The sequence below is a fragment of the Paraferrimonas sp. SM1919 genome, from assembly GCF_010993985.1.
Taxonomy (GTDB): Bacteria; Pseudomonadota; Gammaproteobacteria; order Enterobacterales; family Shewanellaceae; genus SM1919.
The window spans coordinates 1-24,464 of record NZ_WINH01000012.1; the positions used below are offsets into that span (position 1 = coordinate 1).

The following is a 24,464-nucleotide window of genomic DNA, read 5'->3' on the forward strand; positions in this document are numbered from 1 at the left end:
TAATAGAGGCTGAAATCTAATTAGTGTTGGAGAAGAAAGAGATCTTTTTATTGACAAGGGGAGTCATACCAACGCCCCAATCAGGGGATGAGAATAGCTTGCTAAAATGTGCAGCGAAGCGGAACCGAGCAAGCTGTTAGCAGTCCCGCACTGAATTGGCTTGTTAGGTACTCGTAAACACTGCAATTCCGACAATAACTAAAACGATAGAAATAAATGCAAATTGAATTACTTTGTTTGAACCTTGCGTACTCTCATTTATTAGCTCGTGAACCGTCACTTCTTCGGGTACTTCTAAAGGAGCAAACATTTGAGCGCCTTTTTGTCGCTTTTCGGCTTTACTCATGCAAACGTTAATAATAGAGCCTTCTTTATGGAGTGATTTATCATATCCATCAATATCTTTTAACGGTAAGAATCCATGTCGCTCAGCTCCGTAATCTATAAATGCAGCTTCGAGCATTGGTTCAACACGAGTAATTCTAGCCTTAAAGTAATTCCCAGCTTTAAATAAAGATTGATTCATATACTATCTACTTGATTACCTAACGCCAAGTTAACGAGTTATCAGCTCATGTCATGCCGCTTGCGAATGCAAGCGGCATGACATGAGCTGATAATCTCTGTTAAACGCCTTGTTAGCTGCTAATGATTTTGGCAGTTCTTACCGTTTTAAGAGCTTTATCGAGCCACTTTTCTTCAAGTTCGACTGTCATGTTGAAGCTGATGATCAGAACCCGACCGTTTACTGTTGTCGCTAGCATCACATTGTGTATGTCTGTGTCTAAAGCGGGCGTAGTGAGTTCCAAAAAAGCGTACTTATGCCCATTAATCTCAACAACTTCATTTGAATGCCATTGAGCCGTGGGGTGCATCCTCTTCATATTGTTCGATAAAGCTTGTCTCAACAAATCTTCTTGATTATCTGGAACCTTGTTCTGAGTGTAATTAACAAGTATGTCTACATTTCCCTGAGAATTTGTAAAAATACTTTTAGCTCTTTGTTCCATAGGGTATTTTCGCCTTGCTAGCTCATCAGACATCCTTGAGAAGCCTTGGGGAATATCCAAACTCACTATACCTTCGAGCACTACATTTTCAGTGCTTTCATTGGCAAATGAGAAAGAGCTGAAAAGTAAGAATGTCAGAGCTACTATTTGTTTCATATTTTTCCTTTTTTGAATGATGCTTCCGTTAAGGCAGCTAACAACTTATTAAGCGGAAGCTCGATAATCTTCCGCACAAAATTTAACTTACAAATAATATGTCATTTTAAGCTGTTGAAATAAAGAACAAATTTACACCAAAGATTAGAAAAACTGAAAATCATACTCGGCAAAAACGAGACCGTGGATGTAGGGTTTCCCTACATCCCTTGGCTACTTTGAAGTTAATCAATAACTTAGTTAAATTTTGGAAGGTTATCGAGCCTTAAAAGAGACAATTTTGGCTCTGTTTGTAACACCGTAATCGCCAGAACGGTTATACCTGTATAAAGACCGACCTGTTCCCAATATGCTTCTAACTCATCCCTCGAAGGGCGAAGCCCGCTCTCGTCACTCGCTACTCGTAACTCACAATGGGGCATAAACAATTTAGAGATAACCAAAGCCAGCAGCCTGATCTTCTCTCCTATATTCATTCCTGCCCTTGAAGCATTCAATAAAGATCAAGACTCAAGCACACATGGCCTGAACATTGACCAGCAAATATTAATACGACCTAAGTTCTATCGACTGCCCTTTCAAGTGCTCTGAATAAGCCCTCACCTTAATTTTTCCTGTCTCGCCCTTTTTGGTTTTTACAATCAACATGGCTTTACCAGAAAAGGCGCGGCGGTAATCTGCTTTAAAGGGCGCGAGCGTTGCAGAGTCGCCATTACCTACGGCGGCGATTTCGCCAGCCCCTTCAACAAAAAAGCGAATGTTGTTTTCAGCATCGGGCACTAAGTGGCCATCTTTATCAACAACGCTGACGCTGATGTAAGATAAGTCATAACCGTCTGCGCTCAGTTCAGTTCTATCTGAGCTTAAGGTGAGCGCCGCAGGTTTACCTGCAGTAAAGACTTGCTTACGGGCAACCGCTTTACCTTTGGTATAGGCGACAACTTCAATATTACCTGGCTGGTACGTGACATCCCAACGTAGCCGGTACGGGCTTTTATAATCACTGCGGTCTTGCTTGCGCCACAGGTTAAACGATACCGGCAGCTCGGCTTTATCTACGCCCTTGACCTTACGCCCCATAGACTTGCCATTAACAAACAGCTCGACTTCTTCAGCGTTGGTATAGGCAAACACAGGAATGGTTTGCCCAAGGTAGTTTTGCCAGTTCCAGTGGGGCAGCACATGCACCATGGGCTTAGTTGTCCACTGGCTTTGGTATAGGTAGTACCTGTCTTTGGGAAAGCCCACTAGATCAACCGCGCCAAAGGATGAACTGCGTACTGGCCAATCTTTGTTCCAGTAACCATCACCTGAGTGATCTTTACCACCATAAGGGGTCGGCTCGCCTAGGTAATCAAAGCCTGTCCAGATAAACTCCCCCATGACCGCGGGGGTTTGCGCAAGGGCATCAAATTCAATGTCTGGCGGATAGGCCCAAGGTGGGCCAATGATGTCATAGCTGCTGACATAACGAGAGTCATGGGTGTTATATTTTTCCATCGGCAAATGATACTTGCCACGGGTACTGGTGATCGATGAAGTTTCACTGGCGAGCAATGGCCACTCTGGGTGTTTTTCATGGATGTCACCATAAAGCAGTGGACGATAGTTAAAGCCCGGAATATCGACATTATGGGCAAGCTTATGTTTAAGTGCGCCCCAACTGTTGTTAAAGCCAGCGGAGACTAATCGGGTTGGATCTTCATCATGGGCAATAGCGGTTAAGCGCTTGGTAATAACATGGCCGTCTTTTTGCCCTTGTTCCATGATTTCATTACCCGTACTCCACATGATCACCGACGGGTGATTACGGAACTGCTTAATGGTGTCGCGCAGGTCTACTTCATGCCAGTCATCGAAGTATTTGTTGTAACTGTTGTGCACCATCTGCTTTTGGGTTTTCCACACATCGAAAGATTCAACCTGCAGTAATATGCCCATTTCATCGGCCAGCTCAGCCAACAATGGCGAAGGCGGGTTATGGGCGGTGCGAATGGCATTCACCCCCATCGATTTCATGATTTCAAGCTTACGTTCAATGGCGCGGCGATTTGCCACCGCCCCTAATGGGCCGTTGTCATGGTGTAAACACACCCCTTGAATTTGCACTCGGCGGCCATTTAAATGAAAGCCATCATCGGATGTAAACTTTAAGCTGCGAACCCCCAAAGGCGAGGTTTCGGTCGCTAATACTTCACCATTAGCAACCAGCTTATTTGTTACCTGATACACATAAGGGTGGCTAATATCCCACAGGGTTGGGCCGTTCAGGGTTAATTCGGTGCTAAAGCCTTTGGTTTGAGCACTATTGGTATTGAGCGTTTGTGTATTAGCCGCCACCACCTTACCGACTTTATCAATAACTTCTGTTACAACATCAATGGCCCTGTGGTTGCCGCCATTGATTACTTCTAATGACACGGCAACCGTAGCCTGCTGCTTTGAAACCGTTGGAGTATGTACAAAGGTCGACCACTGCTTAATATGGGTGGGCTCTTTAATGGCGAGCCAAGTATCACGGTAAATGCCCGCGCCCGGGTACCAACGGCTGCTTAAATCCTCTGGCGACATGCTTACCGCAATTACGTTATCAATATCACCAAAATGCACATGCTCGCTAAGGTCATATTCAAAGCCGATGTAACCAAATGGGCGATTACCTAACAACTTACCATTGATGTACACATGGGCGTTATACATCACCCCATCAAAGGTAATGCTGACAACTTTGCCCTTAGCACTATTTGGTAGCTTAAAAGATTTTCGGTACCAACCGGTACCGTGGAATGGCAGTCCGCCATTGCGAGCATTGTATTTAGGCTCAAACGGGCCTTCGATGGCCCAGTCGTGGGGCAGGATTACCCCTTGCCAGTGGCTATCATCATAGCTGGCAAGCTGTGCGCCATCGACCTTTCCTTTATAAAATAACCAACCATCATTAAAGCTTTGCTGCCCAACTGAAGCAGCTTTATTGGCAAAGGCTATGTTGGGCGTTAGCACCAAATTAAGTGCTACCAGCAAATACATCAGGTACTGAAATTTCATGTGTCAATATCGTCCTTGCAATATATCCCCTTATAGGCATTAAAGTTATCAAAACTGGGACAATATTGAAATCACATATAAATAAATAAATTTATATGTGATAAAAAATCATGATTTAGTGCCAAATAACACTCTCATAAATACCCCAGTAAACCCCACTAATAAAGCCTTTCATCCAGTTATCATTACAAACTGCAGAGCGCTCACAAAATCAGCAGTCAGGCAGAAATTCACAACCCCAAAGCAATTTTTGCAGCATGTTAGTAACAAATGCCGTTGTTGTTCGTCACTAAATATTATAGAGTTAACTCGTATATAAAAATCATATTTGATATTTAAAACCTTGGATGGATAAAGGGTTAACAAAATGACAATAAAGAAAAGGCTGCTTAGAAGTGGCTTAACTGTGATAGCAACAAGCGTGATGATGGCAACGGCAGCGCCAACCACAGCCGCCATCAGTAATGACTGGGAAAACCCAGAAGTCATTCAGATAAACCGCATGCAAGCGCGTGCTACATCTTACTCATTTGATAATGTTGAGCAAGCATTAACTCGCGATAGAGCCGCTTCAGAAATTCAATCCCTTAATGGTGACTGGAAGTTTCATTTTGTAGACGACAGCGACAAGCGTCCTCTCGACTTTTTTAATACTGATTTTGACAGCTCAGAGTGGCATAGCATCAAAGTTCCATCAAACTGGGAACTAGAAGGCTACGGCCAACCTATTTATACCAATAGCGTCTATCCTATGTTTGAAAATGTAGACGAAATCGTACCGCCACTTATTACCCGTGATAACCCTGTGGGTTCATACCTTAAAGAATTCACCATCGATGAGGACTGGAACGACCAGCAAGTAATCCTGCACTTAGGTGGCGTGAGCTCGGCTTATTATGTATGGTTAAACGGTGAAAAGGTGGGCTATGCTCAAGGCAGTCGCCTACCCTCTGAATTTGATATTACAGACTACCTTGTTGATGGTAAGAACAAACTGGCGATTCAAGTATTTCGTTGGAGCGATGGCAGTTATTTAGAAGATCAAGATCACTGGCGTTTAAGCGGTATTCACCGGGAAGTGATGCTGATCGCTCAACCAAAAGTCGCCATTAATGACTTCTTTGTTAAAACCCACCTAAGTGACGATTACCAATCGGCCCAATTAGCCATTAAGCCTAAGCTGTCTAACCTGAACCGCAGCGACCTAAAAGGCTGGCAAGTCAAAGCAGAATTGTTTGATGCCGACAAAAAGCCAGTAACAGGAAGCAAGATGTCGGTCAACGCCACTAAAGTGGCCCGCATTATTTATCCACAGCGTGACAACTTCAGCTTTGGTTTGTTAAACGCACAGATTGATAAGCCAATTTTATGGAGTGCTGAGAAGCCTTACCTATATACCCTAGTGCTGTCATTAACTGACGCTAAGGGCAAACTGGTGGAGACTCGTAGTAGCCGTGTGGGCTTTCGTGATGTCAAGTTTAACGACGATGGCGAAATGCTTATTAACGGCAAAAGTGTTGAAGTCATCGGTGTTAACCGCCATGACCACGATGCTAAAAAAGGTAAAGCCCTCAGCCGTCAAGACATCCTTGCTGACGTCAAACTGATGAAGCAGTTTAACATCAACTCAGTGCGTACCGCCCACTACCCGAACGACCCATATTTTTACGAATTGGCAGATGAGTACGGCCTCTACGTCATGGACGAAGCCAACCTAGAAACCCACGGTGTCGGTGGCCTGATGGCCAACCTGCCGGAATGGGGGCATTCGATGGCGGATCGTGTTCGCCGTATGGTTGAGCGTGATAAAAACTACCCGTCTATTATTTCTTGGTCGATGGGTAACGAGTCGGGCACTGGCCCTAACTTTGCGGCGATTGCAGGCTGGCTAAAAGATTATGACGAGACTCGCTTTGTCCATTATGAAGGCGCCCAGGGCGATCCAACCCATCCTGAATATCGTGGCCTTGAGAACCGCTGGACCACCAAGAAAGAGCGCGCCTTGCGCCATACACCGCTGGCCAACCCCAACGACCCAGCTTTTGTCGATGTCATTAGCCGCATGTACCCAACCATAGATGAGCTGCGAGGTTTATCAGATAGTCACTACATTGATCGCCCTATTCTTATGTGTGAATACGCCCATGCCATGGGTAACTCACTGGGTAACCTTGCAGAATACTGGGAACTGGTACGCGAGCGTAAAAATCTAATTGGTGGTTACATTTGGGATTGGATTGACCAAGGTATTGAAACGACAAACCAACAGGGGCAAACCTTTTTAGCCTATGGCGGTGACTTTGGTGATAAACCAAATGATTCCAACTTCTGTATCAATGGTATTATTGACTCATACCGTCAACCCAAGCCGCAGATCTTTGAAGCAAAATATGTGTTCCAGCCTGTTAAATTTACCCTTAATGGTACCAAGCTGAATGTCACTAACCGCTTTAACTTTACCAACTTAAATGAATATCAAGTGAACTGGCACATCGAAGAAGACGGCCAAACCATTCAATCTGGTCAATTGAAACCGCTTGATATCGCCCCAGATAGCAACAAAAGCGTGGCGCTTAACTTTAGCCAACCACAACTTAAAGCTGGCGCCAATTACACCTTAAATATCCAAATGCTTTCAACCAAAAATGAACTATGGGCAGCTAAAGGCCATGAGGTCGCCAAAGAACAGTTCATCTTACCTTGGAAAAAGCAAAAAGCGATTAGCAACGCTAGCGGCACTCTCAGCCTTGACGAGACAGCCAATAAGCTCACCATCAACGGTGAAGGCTTTAACTTAAGTTTTGATAGTAAAACGGGTTACCTTAACCACTATCAAGTTGCAGGAAATGATGTCATCACCCAGCCTCTTAAAGCAAACTTCTTCCGTCCATCAACCGACAACGACCGCTTAGGCTGGAAAACTTGGCAACATATGGCGCTGTGGAAAAAAGCCTCAAACGGCATGCCACTGACTGATATTGAGGTGCAACAGCAGGACAATCAGATAGTAGTCACCACTAAGCATAGCTTTGAAGGAAAGTTTTCAACCACGACTCAGTACAGCGTTAATGGCAATGGCGACATCACGGTTAATTTCAATCTTGACGCCAAACAAAGCTTGCCGGGTCTATTGCGTGTGGGGATGAGCACAGGGGTGAGCGCCAAGCTTGATAACATGAGCTTCTTTGGTCGCGGTCCATTTGAAAACTATTCAGACCGTAACCAAGGGGCAACCTTGGGTTTATACAGCGGCAATGTTGAGCAGTTCACCTATGAGTACGTTCGCCCACAAGAAAATGGCAACCGCACCGACATTGACTGGCTAACCCTTGGCAACGACCAAATAGAGCTCAAAATCGATGGTGCAGTACCACTAAGCATGTCGGTATGGCCTTACACAGCCAAACAAATCAACCAAGCAACACATCCATACCAGCTGCAAAAGAACGACTTTAATACGGTGAATATTGACTTAATTCAAGCGGGTATTGGCGGTATCGATACTTGGAGCCCAAATGCCGCGCCAATTAAGAAATACCAAGTGCCTGCAGGACAGTATCAATACCAATTTACCCTAAGCGCCAGTGCTAAGTAGTTTATGGAATGCCCAAGTCTGCAGGCTTGGGCTTAACAAGGAATAGATATGTTTAAAAAGATTCTCGCAACTTTGGTGGCCGCGCAAGTCGTTTCGGGCTGCGGCGCACCTGACCCAAAGCCAGTGGTTAACGATAAACCCAATGTGGTTATCTTCTACGTTGATGACTTAGGCTGGGGCGATCTTAGCAGTTACGGCGCCGTTGGCGTTGAAACCCCAAATGTTGATGAACTGGCGAACAATGGCATTCGCTTTACCGATGCCCATAGCTCTGCCGCAACTTGTACCCCTTCTCGTTACTCATTACTTGCTGGCGAATACGCATTTCGTAATAATGCTGCAGTGCTTAAAGGCGATGCCAAATTAATCATCGAACCTGGCAGTCCTACCCTACCTGCAATGCTTAAAAAAGCAGGCTATGAAACCGCCGTTGTCGGTAAATGGCACTTAGGTTTAGGTGATGGTCAAAACCCAATTGACTGGAATGCTGACGTTAAACCAGGTCCGCTCGAAGTTGGCTTTGATTACAGTTACTTACTTCCTGCAACAGGTGACCGTGTCCCAACCGTATACCTAGAAAACTACCGCGTACAAAACCTCGATATTAACGACCCACTTAGCGTGAGCTATAAAGGTAAGATAGGTGACCGTGCAACGGGCCATGAACACCCAGAGCTATTACGCCAAGGCGCTGACCCACAGCACTCAGGATCTATCATCAATGGTATTAGCCGTATTGGTTATATGGCCGGTGGTAAGTCTGCCGAATGGAAAGATGAAGATTTCTACACTGTATTTACCGACAAGGCCAATCAGTTTATTAAGAACAACAGCCATCAGCCGTTTTTCTTATTCTTCTCATTCCATGACATCCATGTTCCACGCCTGCCTAACGAAAGGTTTGCCGGTAAAAGTGAGATGGGCTTAAGGGGAGATGCCATTGTACAAATGGATTGGATTACAGGCCAAGTGATTGATCAACTTAAAAAGTCCGGTGTATTAGACAATACCATAGTGATTTTCACCAGCGACAATGGCCCAGTACTGACCGACGGTTACGATGATTTAGCCATTGAAACTTTAGGCGCACACCAAGCTGGAGGCCCATACCGTGGCGGTAAATACAGCGCTTTTGAAGCCGGCACCCGCGTGCCATTTATTGTGCATTACCCAGCTAAAGTCAAACCAGGTGTAAGCGATGCACTGACCTCGCAAATTGATGTGTACGCGTCAATTGCGAAGCTGCTTGATATCCCTCTCGCTAACGACGAAGCCATTGACAGTTATGATTACAGCCATGCTCTATTTGATGCCAAAGGCGAAGGCCGTGCAGAATTAATTGAAGAGTCTTACACCCTGTCATTACGCGCAGGTGATTGGAAGTATATTCAACCTTCTAAGAAGAAGCATAAATGGGTCAAAAACATGAAGAACATCGAGGTTGGCTTAAGTGAACAGCCTCAGCTTTATGACCTAAGTTCAGATCCAAGCGAATTGACTAATCTTGCCGATAAGCACCCTGAACTGGTTGCCAAGTTCCAAGCAAAAATTGACTCCCTAGTGGCTCAAAAGAGCCGCATTAACTAATTTATTCTTAAAAAAACTGAGCAAAGCTAGCAGCTTTGCTCAACTAACAACAAAAAGGATTTATCATGAAAAAAACTCTTTGTTTAAGCCTAGTTGCAATGGCAATGATGGGCTGCTCTGAAACTAAGCCTGTCGTAAATATGGCGGACATAAAGCCAGGGGTGGACGATTTAAATCTAGCAGAGCTTATTCAGCCAGTAACCGATAAAAACATCTTCACTAACGATGAGTGGCACAACTGGGGCGCCTCAATCATTAAAGGTGAAGACGGTAAATACCACAGCTTCTACTCACAAATGAGCAAAGAGCTAGGCTTTTCCACTTGGTTAACCGATGGTGTTATTTCTCATGCAGTTGCTGATTCTCCAGAAGGCCCTTGGACTCACGTTGAAGTGGTTCTAGAAGGTCGTGGTCATGGCCATTGGGATGCATACACCGCCCATAACCCACGCATTAAGTTCTTTGATGGCAAGTACTACTTATATTACATGTCAACCAATACAGGTGATACAGAGCTGAGCCCAGAAGAGTTCGAGCTGGCACGCAAAGGCAAGCTAGGCGACAAATACCGCGATCTCGTTCGTGAAAATCAACGTGTGGGCGTAGCTGTAGCAGACAGCATTAATGGCCCTTGGAAGCGCTTTGATAAGCCAATCATTGAGCCAAGCGGCCCAATTGAGCAAATTACCTGTAATCCAGCTGTCGCTAAGCGTCCTGATGGTAAATATGTAATGCTAGTACGAGGTGATAAGCCAAACCAAGAAAAACTGGTTCGAAGCCAAGCGGTTGCACTCGCTGACTCGCCAATGGGTCCATGGCAAATTCAACCTAAAGCGGCGGTGGGTAACTTAAATTCAGAAGACCCAGCCCTTTGGTATGATGAAACCCGTAATCGTTTCTACGGCATTTACCACGCCTTTGGTTACATGGGGCTGATTACCTCTGTGGATGGCCTTGAGTGGCAAAATGCGAAACATTACAAGGTATCTGAGCTTTCTTACACTCACGCCGAACATGGTCAAGCTAAAGTACAACGCTTAGAGCGTCCATTCGTTTACGTTGAAGATGGTGTACCAAAGGTGATGGCGGTCGCTGCAAAAGAAAGCTACACCACAGGTGATAGTTACTCGGTCTATATTCCGCTTAAACTGTAGTTCCCCCTCCTAATCCAAACCACAGGCTGCCACTTTTCGGCAGCCTTTTTTTTAACTGAGGGGTGAGGTTACAAGGAACAATTCATGTCTTTTATCTGTAGCTGCCACTTCAAACCCGCGTAATCGGCTTATCGTCCACCCCACTTGGATGGCCGATGGTGCTATTGATACTAATGACGATCAAAATAACATACACAGCAGATCTCCCTTGCTGCCTACCCATACAAGTAAAGTTCCACGGGTACCGCAGCGCCAACCTTCTTGGTATTATTGCAGATACAAAAAAAGCGCCCTAAGGCGCTTTTGTAGCAGTAAACCCTTGATGATTACACTTTATATTTGGTCTTAGCACGGTAACCAAAAAGACAAATCACCACAAAGCAAATCAGGGGTAATACAAATGATGTCTGCACCGCAGGAATACCTGAAATAAGCTCACCGCCATCAATTAATGCCCCCTGCATAGGTGGCATCAATGCTCCGCCAACAATCGCCATCACTAAACCTGCCGAAGCAAGGGTAGCATCGGCTTTCATGCCTTTCAGAGCAATACCATAAATAGTAGGAAACATCAGTGACATACAGGCTGACACCGCCACCAAGCAGTACAGTCCAATTTCCCCTCCAATAAAGATAACACCAACAGTTAAGGCCATCCCTGCCGCGGCTAGGCTCATAAGCAATTCACCAGGACGAATATAGCCAAGGAGTAAAGTACAAATAAAGCGACTACATAAGAAAATAGCCATTGCCACCATATTGAACTGCTGTGCCTGTGCTGCGCTAAGCCCAACAGAAGTCATGCCGTAATGGATAATGAAAGTCCAACACATAATTTGTGCGCCTACATAAAACGCCTGGGCGACAACGCCTTCTAGATAGCATTTATTCGCCAATAAACGGCCAAAGGTCGCTTTTAACTCAGCGCCAGTTAATGGCTGCTCGTTAGAGTTACTTTTGGGAAGCTTGGCAAATAAGAACACACAAAACAGTATTGCCACCACCACCGCAATCGCGATATACGGCCCACGCACAGTCACCAAGTCCGCTTGCTGCATTGCTTGGTGAGCGACAGGATTATTGACGGAGAAGTCTTGTAATGCCTGAGTCAATTTAGCGTCTACAACAGAGGGCAACATACTGGCATACTCTGGATGCAGCGCTTTTTCTTCAGCACGAAAAGCTTCAACACGAAGCTCACTTAAAATATAGTTACTGGCAACTAACATCCCAGTTAATGAGCCAATCGGGTTAAATGCTTGGGCCAGATTTAAACGTTGAGTCGCCGTATCTGGGTGTCCCATCGACAAAACGTAAGGATTGGCGGTAGTTTCGAGCAAGGCTAGGCCACAGGTCAAAATACACAGCGCTGCTAAGAAGAAATTAAAAGCACCATAGGTTGATGCTGGCAAGAACATTAACGCCCCCACCGCATACAGTCCTAGACCTAATAAAATCCCTGCTTTATAGGAGTATTTACGGATAAATATCGCCGCAGGGATAGCCATGATGCCGTAGCCTAAATAAAACGCAAACTGCACCATCGAGCTTTGGGCGTTAGAAATTAAGAAAATATCCTTAAATGCTTTAACAAGGGGATTGGTTATATCATTCGCAAACCCCCACAGTGGAAACAAAGATGCGACCAAAACAAAAGGGAAAAGGTATTTAGTCTCTAAAATTTTTACTTTCGCCTTTGGTTCACTCGCCAAACCATCCGCAGTCGCTTGATTAATGCTCATGCCAACTACTCTCCATTAGTTATTATTATAAAAATCAATCTTTAAACATGATCACCAGCAAAGTCACACAAGTATTCATATTCCCCATTATCAGTGGGCAACACTGTTGCTAAGCTAAGACCACAAACAAAAAAGCCTACAATTGGCAGGCTTTCTTATAAATATTACTCAATCACTTCTAAGCGAAGATTATCAATATAAGCATCCACAGGGCCGTGGTCTTTTACAAAAAACAAATCGATCCTGCCATTATTTGCAAGCGCGCGATAATCCTTCTCGTTTAAGGTCAAGCTGACCGAAGTCCAATCGCCGCTTTTAATTGGCGTATGGTATTGTTCAATCCGCTTTTCGAATGCCCCATCGGCAACAAAGTAAAAACGCAGTGGATGTTCATTACCATCATAGTTATTCATCTTAATATCATAACTAAACTCAAACTGGCGCGCCTGGCCCTGACCTAATGCCTGAGGGGCGACCTCTGCATTTAATCTGATCCCTGCATGTTCGGTTCCTATAGCACCAAAATGAAGGACATGATTCGCCTCACCGGTCAATTCATGCTCGACAGCAACCGTCAGTGGAAATGCCCCTTCTGGAGTCTCTGAATATAAGGTCCATGGGTATACGTCACCCGTTTCAAAGTTGCCATTGTGTTCAAACAATAAATTTGGACTGGCTTCGGTTGTAATGGTCATCACCCCTTTGACACTGGGATCATTAGCTAAATAAGCATAAATATTGGCCACATTATTTTGTGGATCAGAACTGTCATAAGCTAAGGCCGTCACTTTGCCAGTTTGTTCATCTAGTTCAACGATGCCCAGCGGTGATACCGCCCATAGCACTTCGTGGCCAAAACCAAATCCCTCAGGTAATAAAACAGAGCTTAACTGCACGGAATCTTCAACAGCTAGACTCAGCTTTGTCACAGATTCCCCCTGCAGGCGAATATCTACACCTACTGGAGCAGTCAGAGGTTCGACTACAGCGCTAACCGTTTTAACGATGTTGCCATCAAGGGTTGCAACGGTGAAGTTTACCTCCCCTTCCTTGAGGCCATTGATCACTCCTTTGGTATTAATGCTGGCAATAGTGCTATCTGAAGTTTTATAAACCAGTTGCGAGAAAGTGGCATTTTCAGGAACGATTGTGGTACTAAATTGCATGTTAAAGCCCTTAGGTACACTAAATCCGTCACTGTGGTTAATCTCAACATCAGTCACTTTGTCTTCTTTACCTAAGATAGTAATAACCAAATTACGCTCAACAATTTGTGGCGCACCATTATCCAGTTTATAAGTAAAGTGATAGACACCAGAAGTATAAAGTTCAGGGGTATCGTTGGTCGGATCCAAATCATTATTAATGGCTAACCCGTCGCGCTTAGCCTTGGTGGCTGGATGCACTAATAAATTGTTCCACACATCTGTATTAATCAGTAAGGTATCACCGCTTTGGCGAATTGCAGCAAACTGTAATTCAGGTCCCTGAGTCAAAGTGATCTCATTACCCAGCTCATCTTGCTTAAATTCAAGGTAATCAAACTCTCGGGTGTATAACTGAGTTGCCGAAGGATTGGTTACCCCCTTCACCAAACTGAGAGCGACCTCTCCCTGACCTTCATGCAAAGTAATTAGCAAATCACCCTCAACAATTACCGGTTGGGCATGGGCATAAGCATCTGCATCTTGGTAATTTGGCCCGTCACCACAGCCACTCAATAGTGATGACAGCATGACCATTGAGGTTAAATTAATTAATGGCTTTAGTTTCATATTAAAACTCCTACTGCTGATTAACTCAGCAGTTATAATTATTCTTCTCTAGAAGTTAATTCGTGCGGTTAAACGGAACTGACGACCTGTCTTCCACTGTCGTAATGTACGCGAAGTATCGGTTTCGCCATTCATTGCATTACCCTCATCAAAAACGATGGAATTGCCCTGACCATCAACCAAACCTAAGTCCATTTCTGTCGAAGTAAAGAAGGTTCTTGAGACTTCATCAGTCAAATTAAGAGCATGCAAAGAGAAAGTAATACTTTGACTAAATTTATAGCTCGCACTCAAATCTAAGAAATGGGTAGCATCTTTCCATTCCGCCCCTTGATTCATGCTGCGGTTAATCAGCTGAATGTCACTAAATCGATGTGATAGTCTGATTTGATGACCACTTTTTTCCCAATATAAGGTGGTATTAGCACTATGCTTTGGCGTATAGGCTTGGGGCAACGCCTTAAGCTTATTACCCGTTAATTCAAGTACATCAGGGTCTTGCTTAGAGTCTTGGAAAGTGTAGTTAAAGGATGTGCCTAAGTGAGCCAACATTCCAGGCAAAAACGATAAATCTTGAGAATATGTAAACTCTAAACCTTGTGTTAATGCCCCTTTACCATTACGAATAACGCTCGCATTAAGCTTGTCACAACTAAAATCTAATGGGTTGCGGATCTTGTCTTGCACCATACGTGAAGGCATACAATTGGCGACCATTGGACTGTGATCATCTTCAATTGGCATGGCAAATTCATCCCATGTTAAAGCATCACGGGAGTAATCACTGCGAATGTCTAAATAATGGACTTTATCATTGACCTGCTCTTCTAGATTAACCATGTCTTTTCTGAATAATGCCAATGACACCATATTAGTTTTGCCAAAATACCATTCAAAAGATAAATCTAAATTGGTTGACTCCAGAGGCTTTAAATAGGGGTTAAAAACCGTCGCGCGACTAACACCATCGCCCCATACCGTCTCTGTGTATTTAAAGCCAGGACGCAGAGAATCAAACTTAGGTCGAGCCATTGTTTTAGAGGCTGCAAAGCGCCCGATCATCTCATCATTAATTTGATAATTTAAGTTTAGGCTAGGCAACCAAACGCTAGAGCTGGATGTGGCAGTTTCTGCAAAGGTGCGCTTCCAGATTTGATCGGGATCATCAGGATAGTAGAGGCTACCAAATTGTTTTTGAGTCGTTGGGTCGTTATGCCTAAACAGTTGCCACCAACTTCTGGTAGATGGATCATTTTGGTCAATAGAAACGACATTGCCAAACTCATCATAACTCACTAATAACTCACCATTAGGAGCTAATAAAGGCTCATAACAAGGCTCCTCCACTGGGATAGTCTGATTAGCTTGAGTCACTTGGGAACATGCCGCTAAAGAACTATTCGCAAGCTGGTTACCGTAAATCATTTGATTGGCATCAAAAATATTATCGCGATTATAAAACTTAACTCCTGTGGTACTCGATGCCATATGTTTATCATAAATATAGCGAATACCTATATTTCCAGTTAAGTGGCCATCGACTAATTCAAAATTAAGCTTGCCATAAGCTGCCGCGGTATCCATATCAATTTTTCTAGAGCCTGTATCATCAGGTTGAATTTTTACGTTATCAATTTGGAATATTTCAGCAAACGCTTTATTCGGATCGAGTACTCCCCAGCCATTAAGGAAGTCATTGTTGTAACCGTAATCTCCAGCAATCCCATCCATAAAGTTGTCAACGGGTAAGCCGGCACCAGTGATCACATCCACCATTTTAATATCTGAAACCGCAGCGCCCTTAATTGGTTCTCCTGTTTCAGGATCAAAAACCGTAACACCCGGCCCTTCAAGGGTTTGATAGTTGGTGTATACATCTTTAATACGATTAGAATACTTCACACCAAACTCAATTCTAGGGATATACAAATTATCTAATGTGTAATCAAAGTCGACAAATACAGACTTGTTAACATCAGAAGTGCTTTCATCGTATTGGGCAACATAACTCAGGTGTTGAGCGTGAGGATCAAGTGGGTTAAAACCCGCTGTGGCGCTATTTTGAGCACCATTAGAACTTCCACCGGGAACAAAAATAAAAGGTTCGGTACCCACAACTAGCTGGCAAGGGCCCGCACTACAGTCATAACCTATAGGCTCTAACTGTTCAAGCGAGGTGGCTTTGGTAACTTGGCGAGGCACGGTATTCCAATGGCCAGTACTTAATGTCGCATTAGGTAATGATGCATAAGTGGTACTTGAGTAACCTGCCTTTAAATTCATCACTAAATTTTCAGTGATAAAGTGCTCAGCTGTAAAAGTAGCTACCTTATTTTCAGTCTCATTACCACCAACACTCCGAGCTAAACGACCAGTACCGTTTCTGTTTAAGGCTTTCACTACGGTGTGATTTTGTTCATCCACAGTCCACCATTGATGTTGGGGATCATTAAAGTCCACCTTATTACCGAGATGATCGATATCTCCCACAACATAATTACCATCGTTATCCAAGTCTGGCATATTGACACCAACGGTATGACTGTCCTGAGCAACGGTCTGTTTCGAGTAACTTATATCAAACTGCAGATCGGTATCTTCTCCTGGCAGTAATTGAAAGCCCATGGTGGCGGTGGTTCTTTCACGACGGTTAATTGAGGTAGAATAATTACGTTCCTTGGCGATAATGGCTTTTTGTGCTTCGGTAATGACCTCACCAGTTTGTTGAGATTTGGCCCCTCCAGCACGAACATCTGCAACAATATAAGGCGTATTCCAATGACCTCCTAATGCGTCAGTTCTTGAACCTTGGGTTTCATTTGAAACAGTGGCAATAAAGCCAAAACTCTCGTCAAAAAACTTTTCAGAAAAGGTGCCTGACAGCTTGTGGTCACCATCATCAGAAAACTCATTTAAGCGCCCTTGTACTTCAACTATGCGCTTATTTTGCTGCACATTAAGAGGTTTAACGGTTTTTAATATTACGTTGGCACCAAGCGAACCTTCATCATGATCAGCAGCAGCCGTTTTAATGACATTAATTGAAGATAGAATATCTGAAGAGAATGTACTTAAATCAACACTTTGATCTGATTCTGAATTCTCATTACCGCTACCGCTTAAAGATGAAGTTAATGCTACACCATTTAAAGAAACTTGGTTGAGGCTTGAAGCGGCCCCTCGCACCGATATCCTTGAACCCTCACCATCAGATTGCTGTACTGTAACCCCTGTCACTCTAGATAGGGCATCAGCAATATTCTGATCGGTAGATTTACCAATATCTTCAGCAAAAATTGAATCTGAAACAGAATCGTTTAAGCGCTTCTCATTTATCGATTTTTGTAAACTACCCCGATAGCCTTTAACTTCAATAACTTCTAAGGCTGGATCTTGAGCTTTCTTTTCTTGTTGTTCGGTTTGTTCAGCATCGATATTGTCTTGTGGATTATCTTGAGCCATAGACAGTGAAGCCTTGCTGGTACACATCAGTAGCAAAATGGCTTTGGCTACTGGCTTGAGTTTAAATCTTACTGACATCTCGCTCTTCCTTGCTTTGCAGGTAACGCTTACTTGTTATTTTTATTTTAAGTTAAGCAAAGGTTACCACTATCGAAAATTAAAATCATATATAAAAACTTAATTTCACATATACCGATTCTATTTTCGACTCAGCATCTTGTAAAGAAGCAATTTACAAAATAAGCACTTTTACACAACCACGACACAACATTACTACAACGGCACTGCCCGAGCTGCCCAAAAATCAAGCAAACAGAAGCGCTGGTGCTAAATAAGATTAAAAAAAAGGGCACACGAATATTCATGCGCCCTTGCAAATATAGGAACTCTTTAAATCAATATTACTTCAACAAACCATAAGTCAATGATTTAGATATAAACTCACCAGCTTTCTTGAGCTCTTCTACCACCTGTTTTATTGGCATTTTCTCAGGAGTGCGCTCGATGAAAGGAATCGTTAGTGCGGCCACAACTTGGTCACCATCAAAAATGGGCACAGAAATATCGGTTACCGCTTTCACAAAACCACTTTCACCTATGAAATAGCCTTGCTTCACTACTTTCTTACACTCAGTTAAAAAAGCCGTCAGTTCCGCTTTACTGTGGTGCCTCTCTAAGATCGACATCATGGCTTCTTTTTTTTCTGCATTCTGGAAGCCGAAAATAACTTTACCTGAGGCAGATTGTATTATGGGACGACGGTACCCCACCCTCACAGAGTAAGATAAACTGGCCGGGGTCTCAACACTTGAAATGACCACAATTTGTTCCTGAGACTCTACTGCGATATGACAGGCCATGCTGGTTATATTTGCCAACCTAGGCATCACTACCCTAGCATGTTCAAGCACATCTTTTACAGGCTCTTGTTCAGTACCAAGCTGAAGCAATTTACGAGTAATTTGATAACCATCGGCATGTTTACTTTTAACTAAATAGCCACGCTGTTCCAACACCAAGATCATCCGATAAATTTCAGCGTTGGTTCTGCCTAAATGTTCTGCAATGTCTGAAATACTGAGAGTTGATGAATGAGCAGAAAGCAACTCTATAATATCCAGCCCTTTCTCTAGTGCCGGCGCAGAGTATTTTTTAGGCTCTTTGGCTGCCATGATGATTCGTCCTATAAAGTAATAATTATTAATACACATTTTATATGTAAATTAACTGTGAATTCTATCTTCATCAAGTAAAAAGTCGGCCAAAAGGAACTTAATTACCCAATCACTGCTTCCACCACTGCTCATACATGGCAAATAAGCCTAAACGACATACCTCTATGGTTGATGACTTATTTTGTAAACTTCATCAATAAACACTTAATACTGGGATAGTTTTAGTGATTAAAGAAAAAACAAAGTCTCAAATAAACCATCTTAATCATTTACTTGATAAAAAATCAGTCAAACTCTTCCACATTTGTTGCTTTTTTGTTGACATCCAACCCTTTAAAAATTATTTTTATATTTCAAAATAGAATTTCATATTTGATACGGCAGTAAAATGAGTAATAAGTTAGTTCTAATTAATAGCAGCGATAACGTGTTAATTTGCTGCCAGAGCATTGATGAGAAAGAAACCGTTGGTCTAGGCGACGCTACCTATACATTCTCAACATCAATTGATATCGGCCACAAGATCGCTAAAAAAGCCATCAGCAAAGGTGAAAAAATTATCCGTTATGGCGTGCCAATTGGTTCAGCAACCGCTGATATCGCAATGGGGGAGCATGTGCATATTCATAATATGAAGAGCGATTACATTCCTAGCCACACAAGAGAGTCAAAGGTAGAGCAGTAAAATGATAGGTTACTTAAGAAGCGATGGCCGCAAAGGCATTAGAAACACTGTGGTTGTGGCCTATTTAGTAGAGTGCGCTCAGCATGTTGCTAAAACCATTGTCACTAACGTCAATCACAAAGATGTTCAGTTAATAGGCTTTCCTGGTTGCTACCCTAATGACTATTCATTAAAAATGATGAAGCAGCTGTGTACTCATCCGAATGTAGGTGGCGTTGTACTTGTCTCTCTGGGCTGTGAAGGATTTAACCGAGAAGCATTACAACAAACGATCACCGCCAGCGGTCGCCCACTCGCAACCTTGGTTATCCAAAACTGTGGCGGTACTGCAACGACCATTGAACAGGGAACACAACACGCTAAATCAATTCTTGCTCAAATTGAAATGACACCTAAAGTTGAAATGGAAATTTCAGAGCTCGTTATTGGTACCATTTGTGGTGGTTCTGACGGCACCAGTGGGATTAGTGCCAACCCAGCGGTTGGCGTGTGTTTCGACAAGCTTATTGAGCAAGACGCAACTTGTATCTTTGAAGAAACTGGTGAACTGATTGGGTGTGAATACATCATGGCAGACAGAGCCGCCACCCCAGAAATTGGTAAAGCTTTGGTTGAATGTGTAGAGAAAGCCGAAAAATACTACACCAAGATGGGCTACGGCAGCTTCGCTCCAGGTAACGCGGAAGGTGGCCTGACGACCCAAGAAGAAAAATCTATGGGAGCGTATGCCAAATCAGGCGCATCTCTGATTGATGGCATTATTAAACCAGGTGACATTCCACAAACCAAAGGCTTGTACCTAATGGATGTAGTGCCAGATGGTGAACCTATGTTTGGCTTCCCAAATATTTCTGATAATGCCGAAATAGTCGAAATGATAGCGTCAGGCGCGCACATGACGCTATTTACCACAGGTCGTGGCTCAGTTGTAGGCTCAGCCATATCGCCAGTCATTAAAATTTGTGCCAATCCTGATACTTACAATAAATTAAGTGATGATATGGACATTAATGCCGGCAAAATTATTGAAGGCAAGGCCACTGTTGATTGCGTCGGCCAAGAAATTTTCAATCGAGTACTTGACGTTGCTAATGGTGTTGAGTCTAAGTCCGAGGCTTTAGGTCATAAAGAATTCATCCTGACCTATAAACAATTTGATGACTCAATTGTGATTAGTCGCAATGGACAACTTGGTCCGTCATGTATGGTTCGTAGGTAAACTTGACAATGAAAGATTACTTCAACAATAAATACCCAGAAATCTCTGATTTAAAAGTCGCAGCTAAAAAACGTATGCCGAAATTTGCTTACGACTATTTAATTGGCGGCTGTATGGAAGACATCAGTCTAAAACGTAATCGTCAGGCGATTGAATCGGTGCAACTACGCAGCCAATTGCTGAAACCTTTTGACGGTACGGATTTGAGCGTTGAGCTATTTGGTCACAAATACGCGGCACCATTTGGCATCGCTCCTGTTGGCTTACAAGGATTGATGTGGCCTAAGGCACCCGAAATATTGGCCAAAACAGCAAAAGAGATGAACATCCCTTATGTGCTCAGTACCGTGTCTTCCGCGAGCTTAGAAACGATTGCCGAAATTTCAGAAGGCCATGCTTGGTTTCAATTGTACAACCCAACCGATGCCAGTATTCGTAAAGACTTACTTAATCGCATTAAGGCGGCTGGTTATAAGGTATTGGTCGTCACTGTCGATGTACCAACCTTTGGCTATCGTCCTCGTGATATAAAAAATGGCTTGGCGATGCCACCCAAAATGAACCTCACCAATATTGCACAAATGCTAGCCAACCCAACTTGGTTATACGAAACCGCTCTAGCAGGCAAGCCTGAAATGCAAACCCTAAAGCCTTATATGCCTAAAAACATGCCGACCGATGAACTGGCTGCTTTTATGAATAAAACTGTAATGGGACGAGTCGACATTGAAGGTTTGAAACCATTAAGGGATACTTGGGATGGTCCTTTAATTGTTAAGGGGCTCATTAACGAGCTTGATGTTAAAGCTGCGATAGAATTAGGTGCCGATGCGGTAGTGATGTCGAACCATGGTGGCCGACAACTCGATGCAGGTGAAGCACCAGTGAAACCGCTTCAACAAGTATCTCAGAAGTACGGCGACCAAATCAAAATTATGATGGACAGTGGCCTACGCAGTGGCACCAATATTGCCGGAGCGCTGGCTTCTGGTGCTGATTTCACCTTCCTTGGAAGACCTTTTGTTTATGGTGTTGGCGCATTAGGTAACAAAGGTGGGTATCATACAATCAATGCTCTTTCTCTACAGCTAACGCAAATTATGACTCAATTAGGCTGCCCCAATGTGGCCAGTTTAAAAGAGTACCTTGTTAGGGAGAATGGGGTAAATGGATAAACACATCCAACGACAAACATTAGGTAATACTGATATCAAAGTCAGTCAACTGGGGTTTGGCGCCGCATCATTGGGTAACCTATACCATAAAGTTTCAGAGCTAGACTCATCAGCAACCCTTACGGCTGCGATTAGTGCTGGGCTTAACCTCTATGATACCGCGCCTCGTTATGGTCTGGGTTTGAGCGAGCGTCGCGTCGGTAATGCCCTTCGCGAATTAGCCAGAGATAGCTATGTGGTCTCGACTAAAGTCGGCCGTATCCTTACTCCTGATAGACACGCTAACACCAGTGAACTTCGCTATGGTTTTGATACTCCTATGCCATTTGATGCCCATTATGATTATTCATATGATGGCATTATGCGCTCCTATGAGGACAGCTTACAGCGTCTAGGTTTAGCCAGTATCGATGTACTTTTGGTGCATGATATCGGCAAGCTAACCCATGGCGAGCAAGACAGCCATTACTTTAAGCAGCTAGAAACCAGCGGTTATAAAGCCCTAGAAGAACTTCGCAGTTCCAAGCAAATTAGAGCCGTTGGCCTTGGGGTTAACGAAACGCAGGTTTGTGAACGCGCCATGCACATAGGTCAGTTTGATTGCTTTTTACTGGCAGGACGTTACTCACTATTGGAGCAAGGAGCCATCGATAGCTTCTTGCCCAAATGTATGGAGCACGGCGCCTCGGTCATTTTAGGCGGGCCGTATAATTCAGGTATTTTGGCAACTGGGGTTAGCAACAACCCTAATGCTACCTACGACTACGAACCTGCCCCTAAGCACATCATCGAACGTGTCGCCAAAATTGAAAATATTTGTCAAGATCACAAGGTGAGCTTAGCCGCCGCAGCGCTGCAATTCCCGATTGCGCACCCCGCAGTTGCCACCGTGATCCCAGGCATGGGCACAGGGGCAAGGGTTGAAAAAACCGTCCAGCTGTTTAACCAAGTCATCAGCGATGATTTTTGGCAGGAACTTAAAGCTGAGGGCTTAATTCAAGCCAATGCGCCAGTTCCAGGAGAGGTCGAAGCAGATGCACGTTAATTCCCTTAACGTTATTGATAGCCACCAGCATTTCTGGCAATTAAGTCGTGGCGATTACGCTTGGCTCACCCCAGAGTTAAGCAAGCTTTATCGTGATTTCTTACCCTCTGATTTTTTGCAAGAGGTCAAGGATATCAATGTTTCGCAAACTATTCTGGTGCAAGCCAGCAACACCGACGCTGAAACCGACTTCATGTTGCAGCTCGCCGCTGACAATGACTTTATTGGTGGCGTCGTCGGTTGGATCGATTTTGAGGGCGAAATCGAAACGGTTTGTCAGCGCTTGCAAACACTAGCTGCCAACCCAAAATTCAAAGGAGTTAGGCCAATGTTGCAAGACATTGATGATCCTAATTGGATTTTAACCCCCAGATTTGATGCGATCTTTAAGCAGCTTATCAGCCTAAATTTAAGTTTTGATGCCCTAATAAATAGCCAACATATTCCAGCTCTAGAGACCATTGCCAAACGCTATCCTAATCTCAATATTGTCATTGATCACTGTGCCAAACCGAACATTGCAGATAGACAATTCGATTACTGGCAGCAAGGCATTGCTAAATTTATCAAACTTGCGAATGTCAGCGTTAAAGTCTCAGGTTTAACAACCGAAGCAAGCTCACAACAGCGGTCACCGCAAGATTATCAAGATTACCTGTTATATATGTTGCAAAACTTTGGCTCACAAAGATTAATGTGGGGCAGCGATTGGCCTGTGGTAAATCTCAATAGCAGCTACCACAAGTGGCTTGAAATTTGCGAAAACATCACAGTTGACTGGTCTGCACAGGATTTTAACAATCTGTTTCACTACAGCGCAGCCAAATTTTATAAATTAGACAATCTATTTTCCAAGGATAAGTAAATGACTTCAACAAGCATTGCAATCGTAACCGGAGGTGGCAGTGGCATTGGCTACGCCATCTGTAAGGCCCTTGCCGAGCAAAACCATACTGTAATTGTTGCAGATTTACACTTAGAAACGGCACAAAAAACCGCTGCGGAAATCACCAGTGAAGGGGGTAAAGCCCATGCTTTAGCCGTAGATGTGTCTAACCATGATGCAGTTAACGTTGCTTTTAATCAAGTCATCGAGCGCCATGGACGCATTGATATTCTGATTAATAATGCAGGAATTGGCTCAGTGGGCACACTAGAAGAAACCCCAGAAGCTGAGTTTGATAAAGTCTATAACGTTAATGTAAAAGGTGTTTATAACTGTAGCCACGCGGTCATATCACAGATGCGTAAACAGCAATCAGGCCTAATTATCAATATGGCTTCAATTGCCTCCAGCGTAGGTATTGCAGATCGCTTTGCTTACTCAATGAGTAAAGGCGCGGTACTTACCATGACTTACTCAATCGCGAAAGACTATGTACAAGATGGCATTCGTTGTAATTCGATTGCACCGGGCCGTGTGCACACCCCATTTGTAGACGCTTATCTTGAGAAAAACTATCCAGATAACAAACAGCAAATGTTCGAAACCCTTTCCAAAACCCAGCCAATTGGCCGTATGGGCATGCCACAAGAAATCGCAGCCATGGTGAAATACCTATGCTCAAGCGATGCCACATTTATTACTGGCAGCAATTTCCCTATCGACGGCGGCTTTGTCACAATTAACAATTAGGAA

General features: G+C 43.7%; 16 protein-coding genes and 1 pseudogene. 9 read left to right on the plus strand and 8 right to left on the minus strand.

Annotation, left to right across the window (positions count from 1 at the left end; all coding sequences use genetic code 11):
* Positions 1–307: 307 nt before the first annotated feature.
* The 4 genes and pseudogenes from GFB48_RS17680 to GFB48_RS08710 all read right to left on the minus strand — a co-directional run.
* Positions 308–499, minus strand: a pseudogene (locus tag GFB48_RS17680) (hypothetical protein); the annotation flags it as partial.
* 139 nt (positions 500–638) lie between these two features.
* Positions 639–1,166, minus strand: a complete 528-nt coding sequence (locus GFB48_RS08700; RefSeq protein ID WP_163934056.1) for a hypothetical protein — start codon at positions 1,164–1,166, stop codon at positions 639–641.
* 236 nt (positions 1,167–1,402) lie between these two features.
* The gene (locus tag GFB48_RS08705) at positions 1,403–1,642 is read right to left on the minus strand and encodes a hypothetical protein (RefSeq protein WP_163934059.1); all 240 of its coding nucleotides are present in this window, start codon (positions 1,640–1,642) and stop codon (positions 1,403–1,405) included.
* Between the two features lie 70 nt (positions 1,643–1,712).
* Complete coding sequence (locus GFB48_RS08710; protein ID WP_240464847.1) at positions 1,713–4,211, minus strand: glycoside hydrolase family 2 TIM barrel-domain containing protein; 2,499 nt, start codon at positions 4,209–4,211, stop codon at positions 1,713–1,715.
* A gap of 367 nt (positions 4,212–4,578) precedes the next feature.
* Between GFB48_RS08710 and GFB48_RS08715 the strand changes: the two genes are divergently transcribed.
* From GFB48_RS08715 to GFB48_RS08725, 3 genes are all read left to right on the plus strand, one after another.
* Positions 4,579–7,806 (plus strand): glycoside hydrolase family 2 TIM barrel-domain containing protein, encoded by a 3,228-nt coding sequence (locus GFB48_RS08715; protein WP_240464848.1) that lies wholly within the window; start codon positions 4,579–4,581, stop codon positions 7,804–7,806.
* Positions 7,807–7,854: 48 nt separating this feature from the next.
* Positions 7,855–9,393, plus strand: coding sequence for an arylsulfatase (locus GFB48_RS08720; protein WP_163934062.1), 1,539 nt, complete (start codon positions 7,855–7,857; stop codon positions 9,391–9,393).
* A gap of 65 nt (positions 9,394–9,458) precedes the next feature.
* On the plus strand, positions 9,459–10,547 hold the full coding sequence (locus GFB48_RS08725) for a glycoside hydrolase family protein (protein ID WP_163934065.1): 1,089 nt from the start codon (positions 9,459–9,461) through the stop codon (positions 10,545–10,547).
* Between the two features lie 326 nt (positions 10,548–10,873).
* Here GFB48_RS08725 and fucP read toward each other — a convergent pair whose 3' ends face one another.
* From fucP to GFB48_RS08745, 4 genes are all read right to left on the minus strand, one after another.
* Positions 10,874–12,289 carry an L-fucose:H+ symporter permease gene (gene fucP, locus GFB48_RS08730; RefSeq protein ID WP_163934070.1) on the minus strand — a complete coding sequence of 472 codons (1,416 nt, stop codon included), beginning with the start codon at positions 12,287–12,289 and terminating at the stop codon, positions 10,874–10,876.
* A 164-nt stretch (positions 12,290–12,453) separates the two neighbouring features.
* Positions 12,454–14,064 carry an Ig-like domain-containing protein gene (locus GFB48_RS08735; protein WP_163934073.1) on the minus strand — a complete coding sequence of 537 codons (1,611 nt, stop codon included), beginning with the start codon at positions 14,062–14,064 and terminating at the stop codon, positions 12,454–12,456.
* A gap of 48 nt (positions 14,065–14,112) precedes the next feature.
* On the minus strand, positions 14,113–17,604 hold the full coding sequence (locus tag GFB48_RS08740) for a TonB-dependent receptor (RefSeq protein WP_163934076.1): 3,492 nt from the start codon (positions 17,602–17,604) through the stop codon (positions 14,113–14,115).
* Positions 17,605–17,927: 323 nt separating this feature from the next.
* Complete coding sequence (locus GFB48_RS08745) at positions 17,928–18,698, minus strand: IclR family transcriptional regulator (RefSeq protein ID WP_163934079.1); 771 nt, start codon at positions 18,696–18,698, stop codon at positions 17,928–17,930.
* Positions 18,699–19,089: 391 nt separating this feature from the next.
* Between GFB48_RS08745 and GFB48_RS08750 the strand changes: the two genes are divergently transcribed.
* Genes GFB48_RS08750 through GFB48_RS08775 form a run of 6 tightly spaced genes read left to right on the plus strand, consistent with a single transcriptional unit; the run spans position 19,090 to position 24,461 of the window.
* Positions 19,090–19,386 (plus strand): UxaA family hydrolase, encoded by a 297-nt coding sequence (locus GFB48_RS08750; RefSeq protein WP_163934080.1) that lies wholly within the window; start codon positions 19,090–19,092, stop codon positions 19,384–19,386.
* Between the two features lies 1 nt (position 19,387).
* Positions 19,388–20,605, plus strand: a complete 1,218-nt coding sequence (locus GFB48_RS08755) for a UxaA family hydrolase (protein ID WP_163934083.1) — start codon at positions 19,388–19,390, stop codon at positions 20,603–20,605.
* Positions 20,606–20,613: 8 nt separating this feature from the next.
* Positions 20,614–21,780 (plus strand): alpha-hydroxy acid oxidase, encoded by a 1,167-nt coding sequence (locus GFB48_RS08760; RefSeq protein ID WP_163934086.1) that lies wholly within the window; start codon positions 20,614–20,616, stop codon positions 21,778–21,780.
* Entirely contained in the window at positions 21,773–22,825 is a 1,053-nt protein-coding gene (locus tag GFB48_RS08765) for an aldo/keto reductase (protein WP_163934087.1), read from the plus strand. Before GFB48_RS08760 ends, GFB48_RS08765 begins: the two co-directional genes overlap by 8 nt.
* Entirely contained in the window at positions 22,815–23,690 is an 876-nt protein-coding gene (locus GFB48_RS08770) for an amidohydrolase (RefSeq protein WP_163934090.1), read from the plus strand. Before GFB48_RS08765 ends, GFB48_RS08770 begins: the two co-directional genes overlap by 11 nt.
* Positions 23,691–24,461 carry an SDR family NAD(P)-dependent oxidoreductase gene (locus tag GFB48_RS08775; RefSeq protein ID WP_163934092.1) on the plus strand — a complete coding sequence of 257 codons (771 nt, stop codon included), beginning with the start codon at positions 23,691–23,693 and terminating at the stop codon, positions 24,459–24,461.
* The last annotated feature ends 3 nt before the right edge of the window (positions 24,462–24,464 follow it).

Excerpts from the sequence above, each read along its gene's own strand:
- GFB48_RS08710 (WP_240464847.1), bottom strand. The coding sequence starts at position 4,211 with ATGAAATTTCAGTACCTGATGTATTTGCTGGTAGCACTTAATTTGGTG.
- GFB48_RS08765 (WP_163934087.1), top strand. The coding sequence starts at position 21,773 with ATGGATAAACACATCCAACGACAAACATTAGGTAATACTGATATCAAA.
- GFB48_RS08745 (WP_163934079.1), bottom strand. The coding sequence starts at position 18,698 with ATGGCAGCCAAAGAGCCTAAAAAATACTCTGCGCCGGCACTAGAGAAA.
- GFB48_RS08725 (WP_163934065.1), top strand. The coding sequence starts at position 9,459 with ATGAAAAAAACTCTTTGTTTAAGCCTAGTTGCAATGGCAATGATGGGC.
- GFB48_RS08755 (WP_163934083.1), top strand. The coding sequence starts at position 19,388 with ATGATAGGTTACTTAAGAAGCGATGGCCGCAAAGGCATTAGAAACACT.
- GFB48_RS08700 (WP_163934056.1), bottom strand. The coding sequence starts at position 1,166 with ATGAAACAAATAGTAGCTCTGACATTCTTACTTTTCAGCTCTTTCTCA.
- GFB48_RS08720 (WP_163934062.1), top strand. The coding sequence starts at position 7,855 with ATGTTTAAAAAGATTCTCGCAACTTTGGTGGCCGCGCAAGTCGTTTCG.
- fucP (WP_163934070.1), bottom strand. The coding sequence starts at position 12,289 with ATGAGCATTAATCAAGCGACTGCGGATGGTTTGGCGAGTGAACCAAAG.
- GFB48_RS08735 (WP_163934073.1), bottom strand. The coding sequence starts at position 14,064 with ATGAAACTAAAGCCATTAATTAATTTAACCTCAATGGTCATGCTGTCA.
- GFB48_RS08750 (WP_163934080.1), top strand. The coding sequence starts at position 19,090 with ATGAGTAATAAGTTAGTTCTAATTAATAGCAGCGATAACGTGTTAATT.
- GFB48_RS08760 (WP_163934086.1), top strand. The coding sequence starts at position 20,614 with ATGAAAGATTACTTCAACAATAAATACCCAGAAATCTCTGATTTAAAA.
- GFB48_RS08770 (WP_163934090.1), top strand. The coding sequence starts at position 22,815 with ATGCACGTTAATTCCCTTAACGTTATTGATAGCCACCAGCATTTCTGG.
- GFB48_RS08740 (WP_163934076.1), bottom strand. The coding sequence starts at position 17,604 with ATGTCAGTAAGATTTAAACTCAAGCCAGTAGCCAAAGCCATTTTGCTA.
- GFB48_RS08705 (WP_163934059.1), bottom strand. The coding sequence starts at position 1,642 with ATGAATATAGGAGAGAAGATCAGGCTGCTGGCTTTGGTTATCTCTAAA.
- GFB48_RS08775 (WP_163934092.1), top strand. The coding sequence starts at position 23,691 with ATGACTTCAACAAGCATTGCAATCGTAACCGGAGGTGGCAGTGGCATT.
- GFB48_RS08715 (WP_240464848.1), top strand. The coding sequence starts at position 4,579 with ATGACAATAAAGAAAAGGCTGCTTAGAAGTGGCTTAACTGTGATAGCA.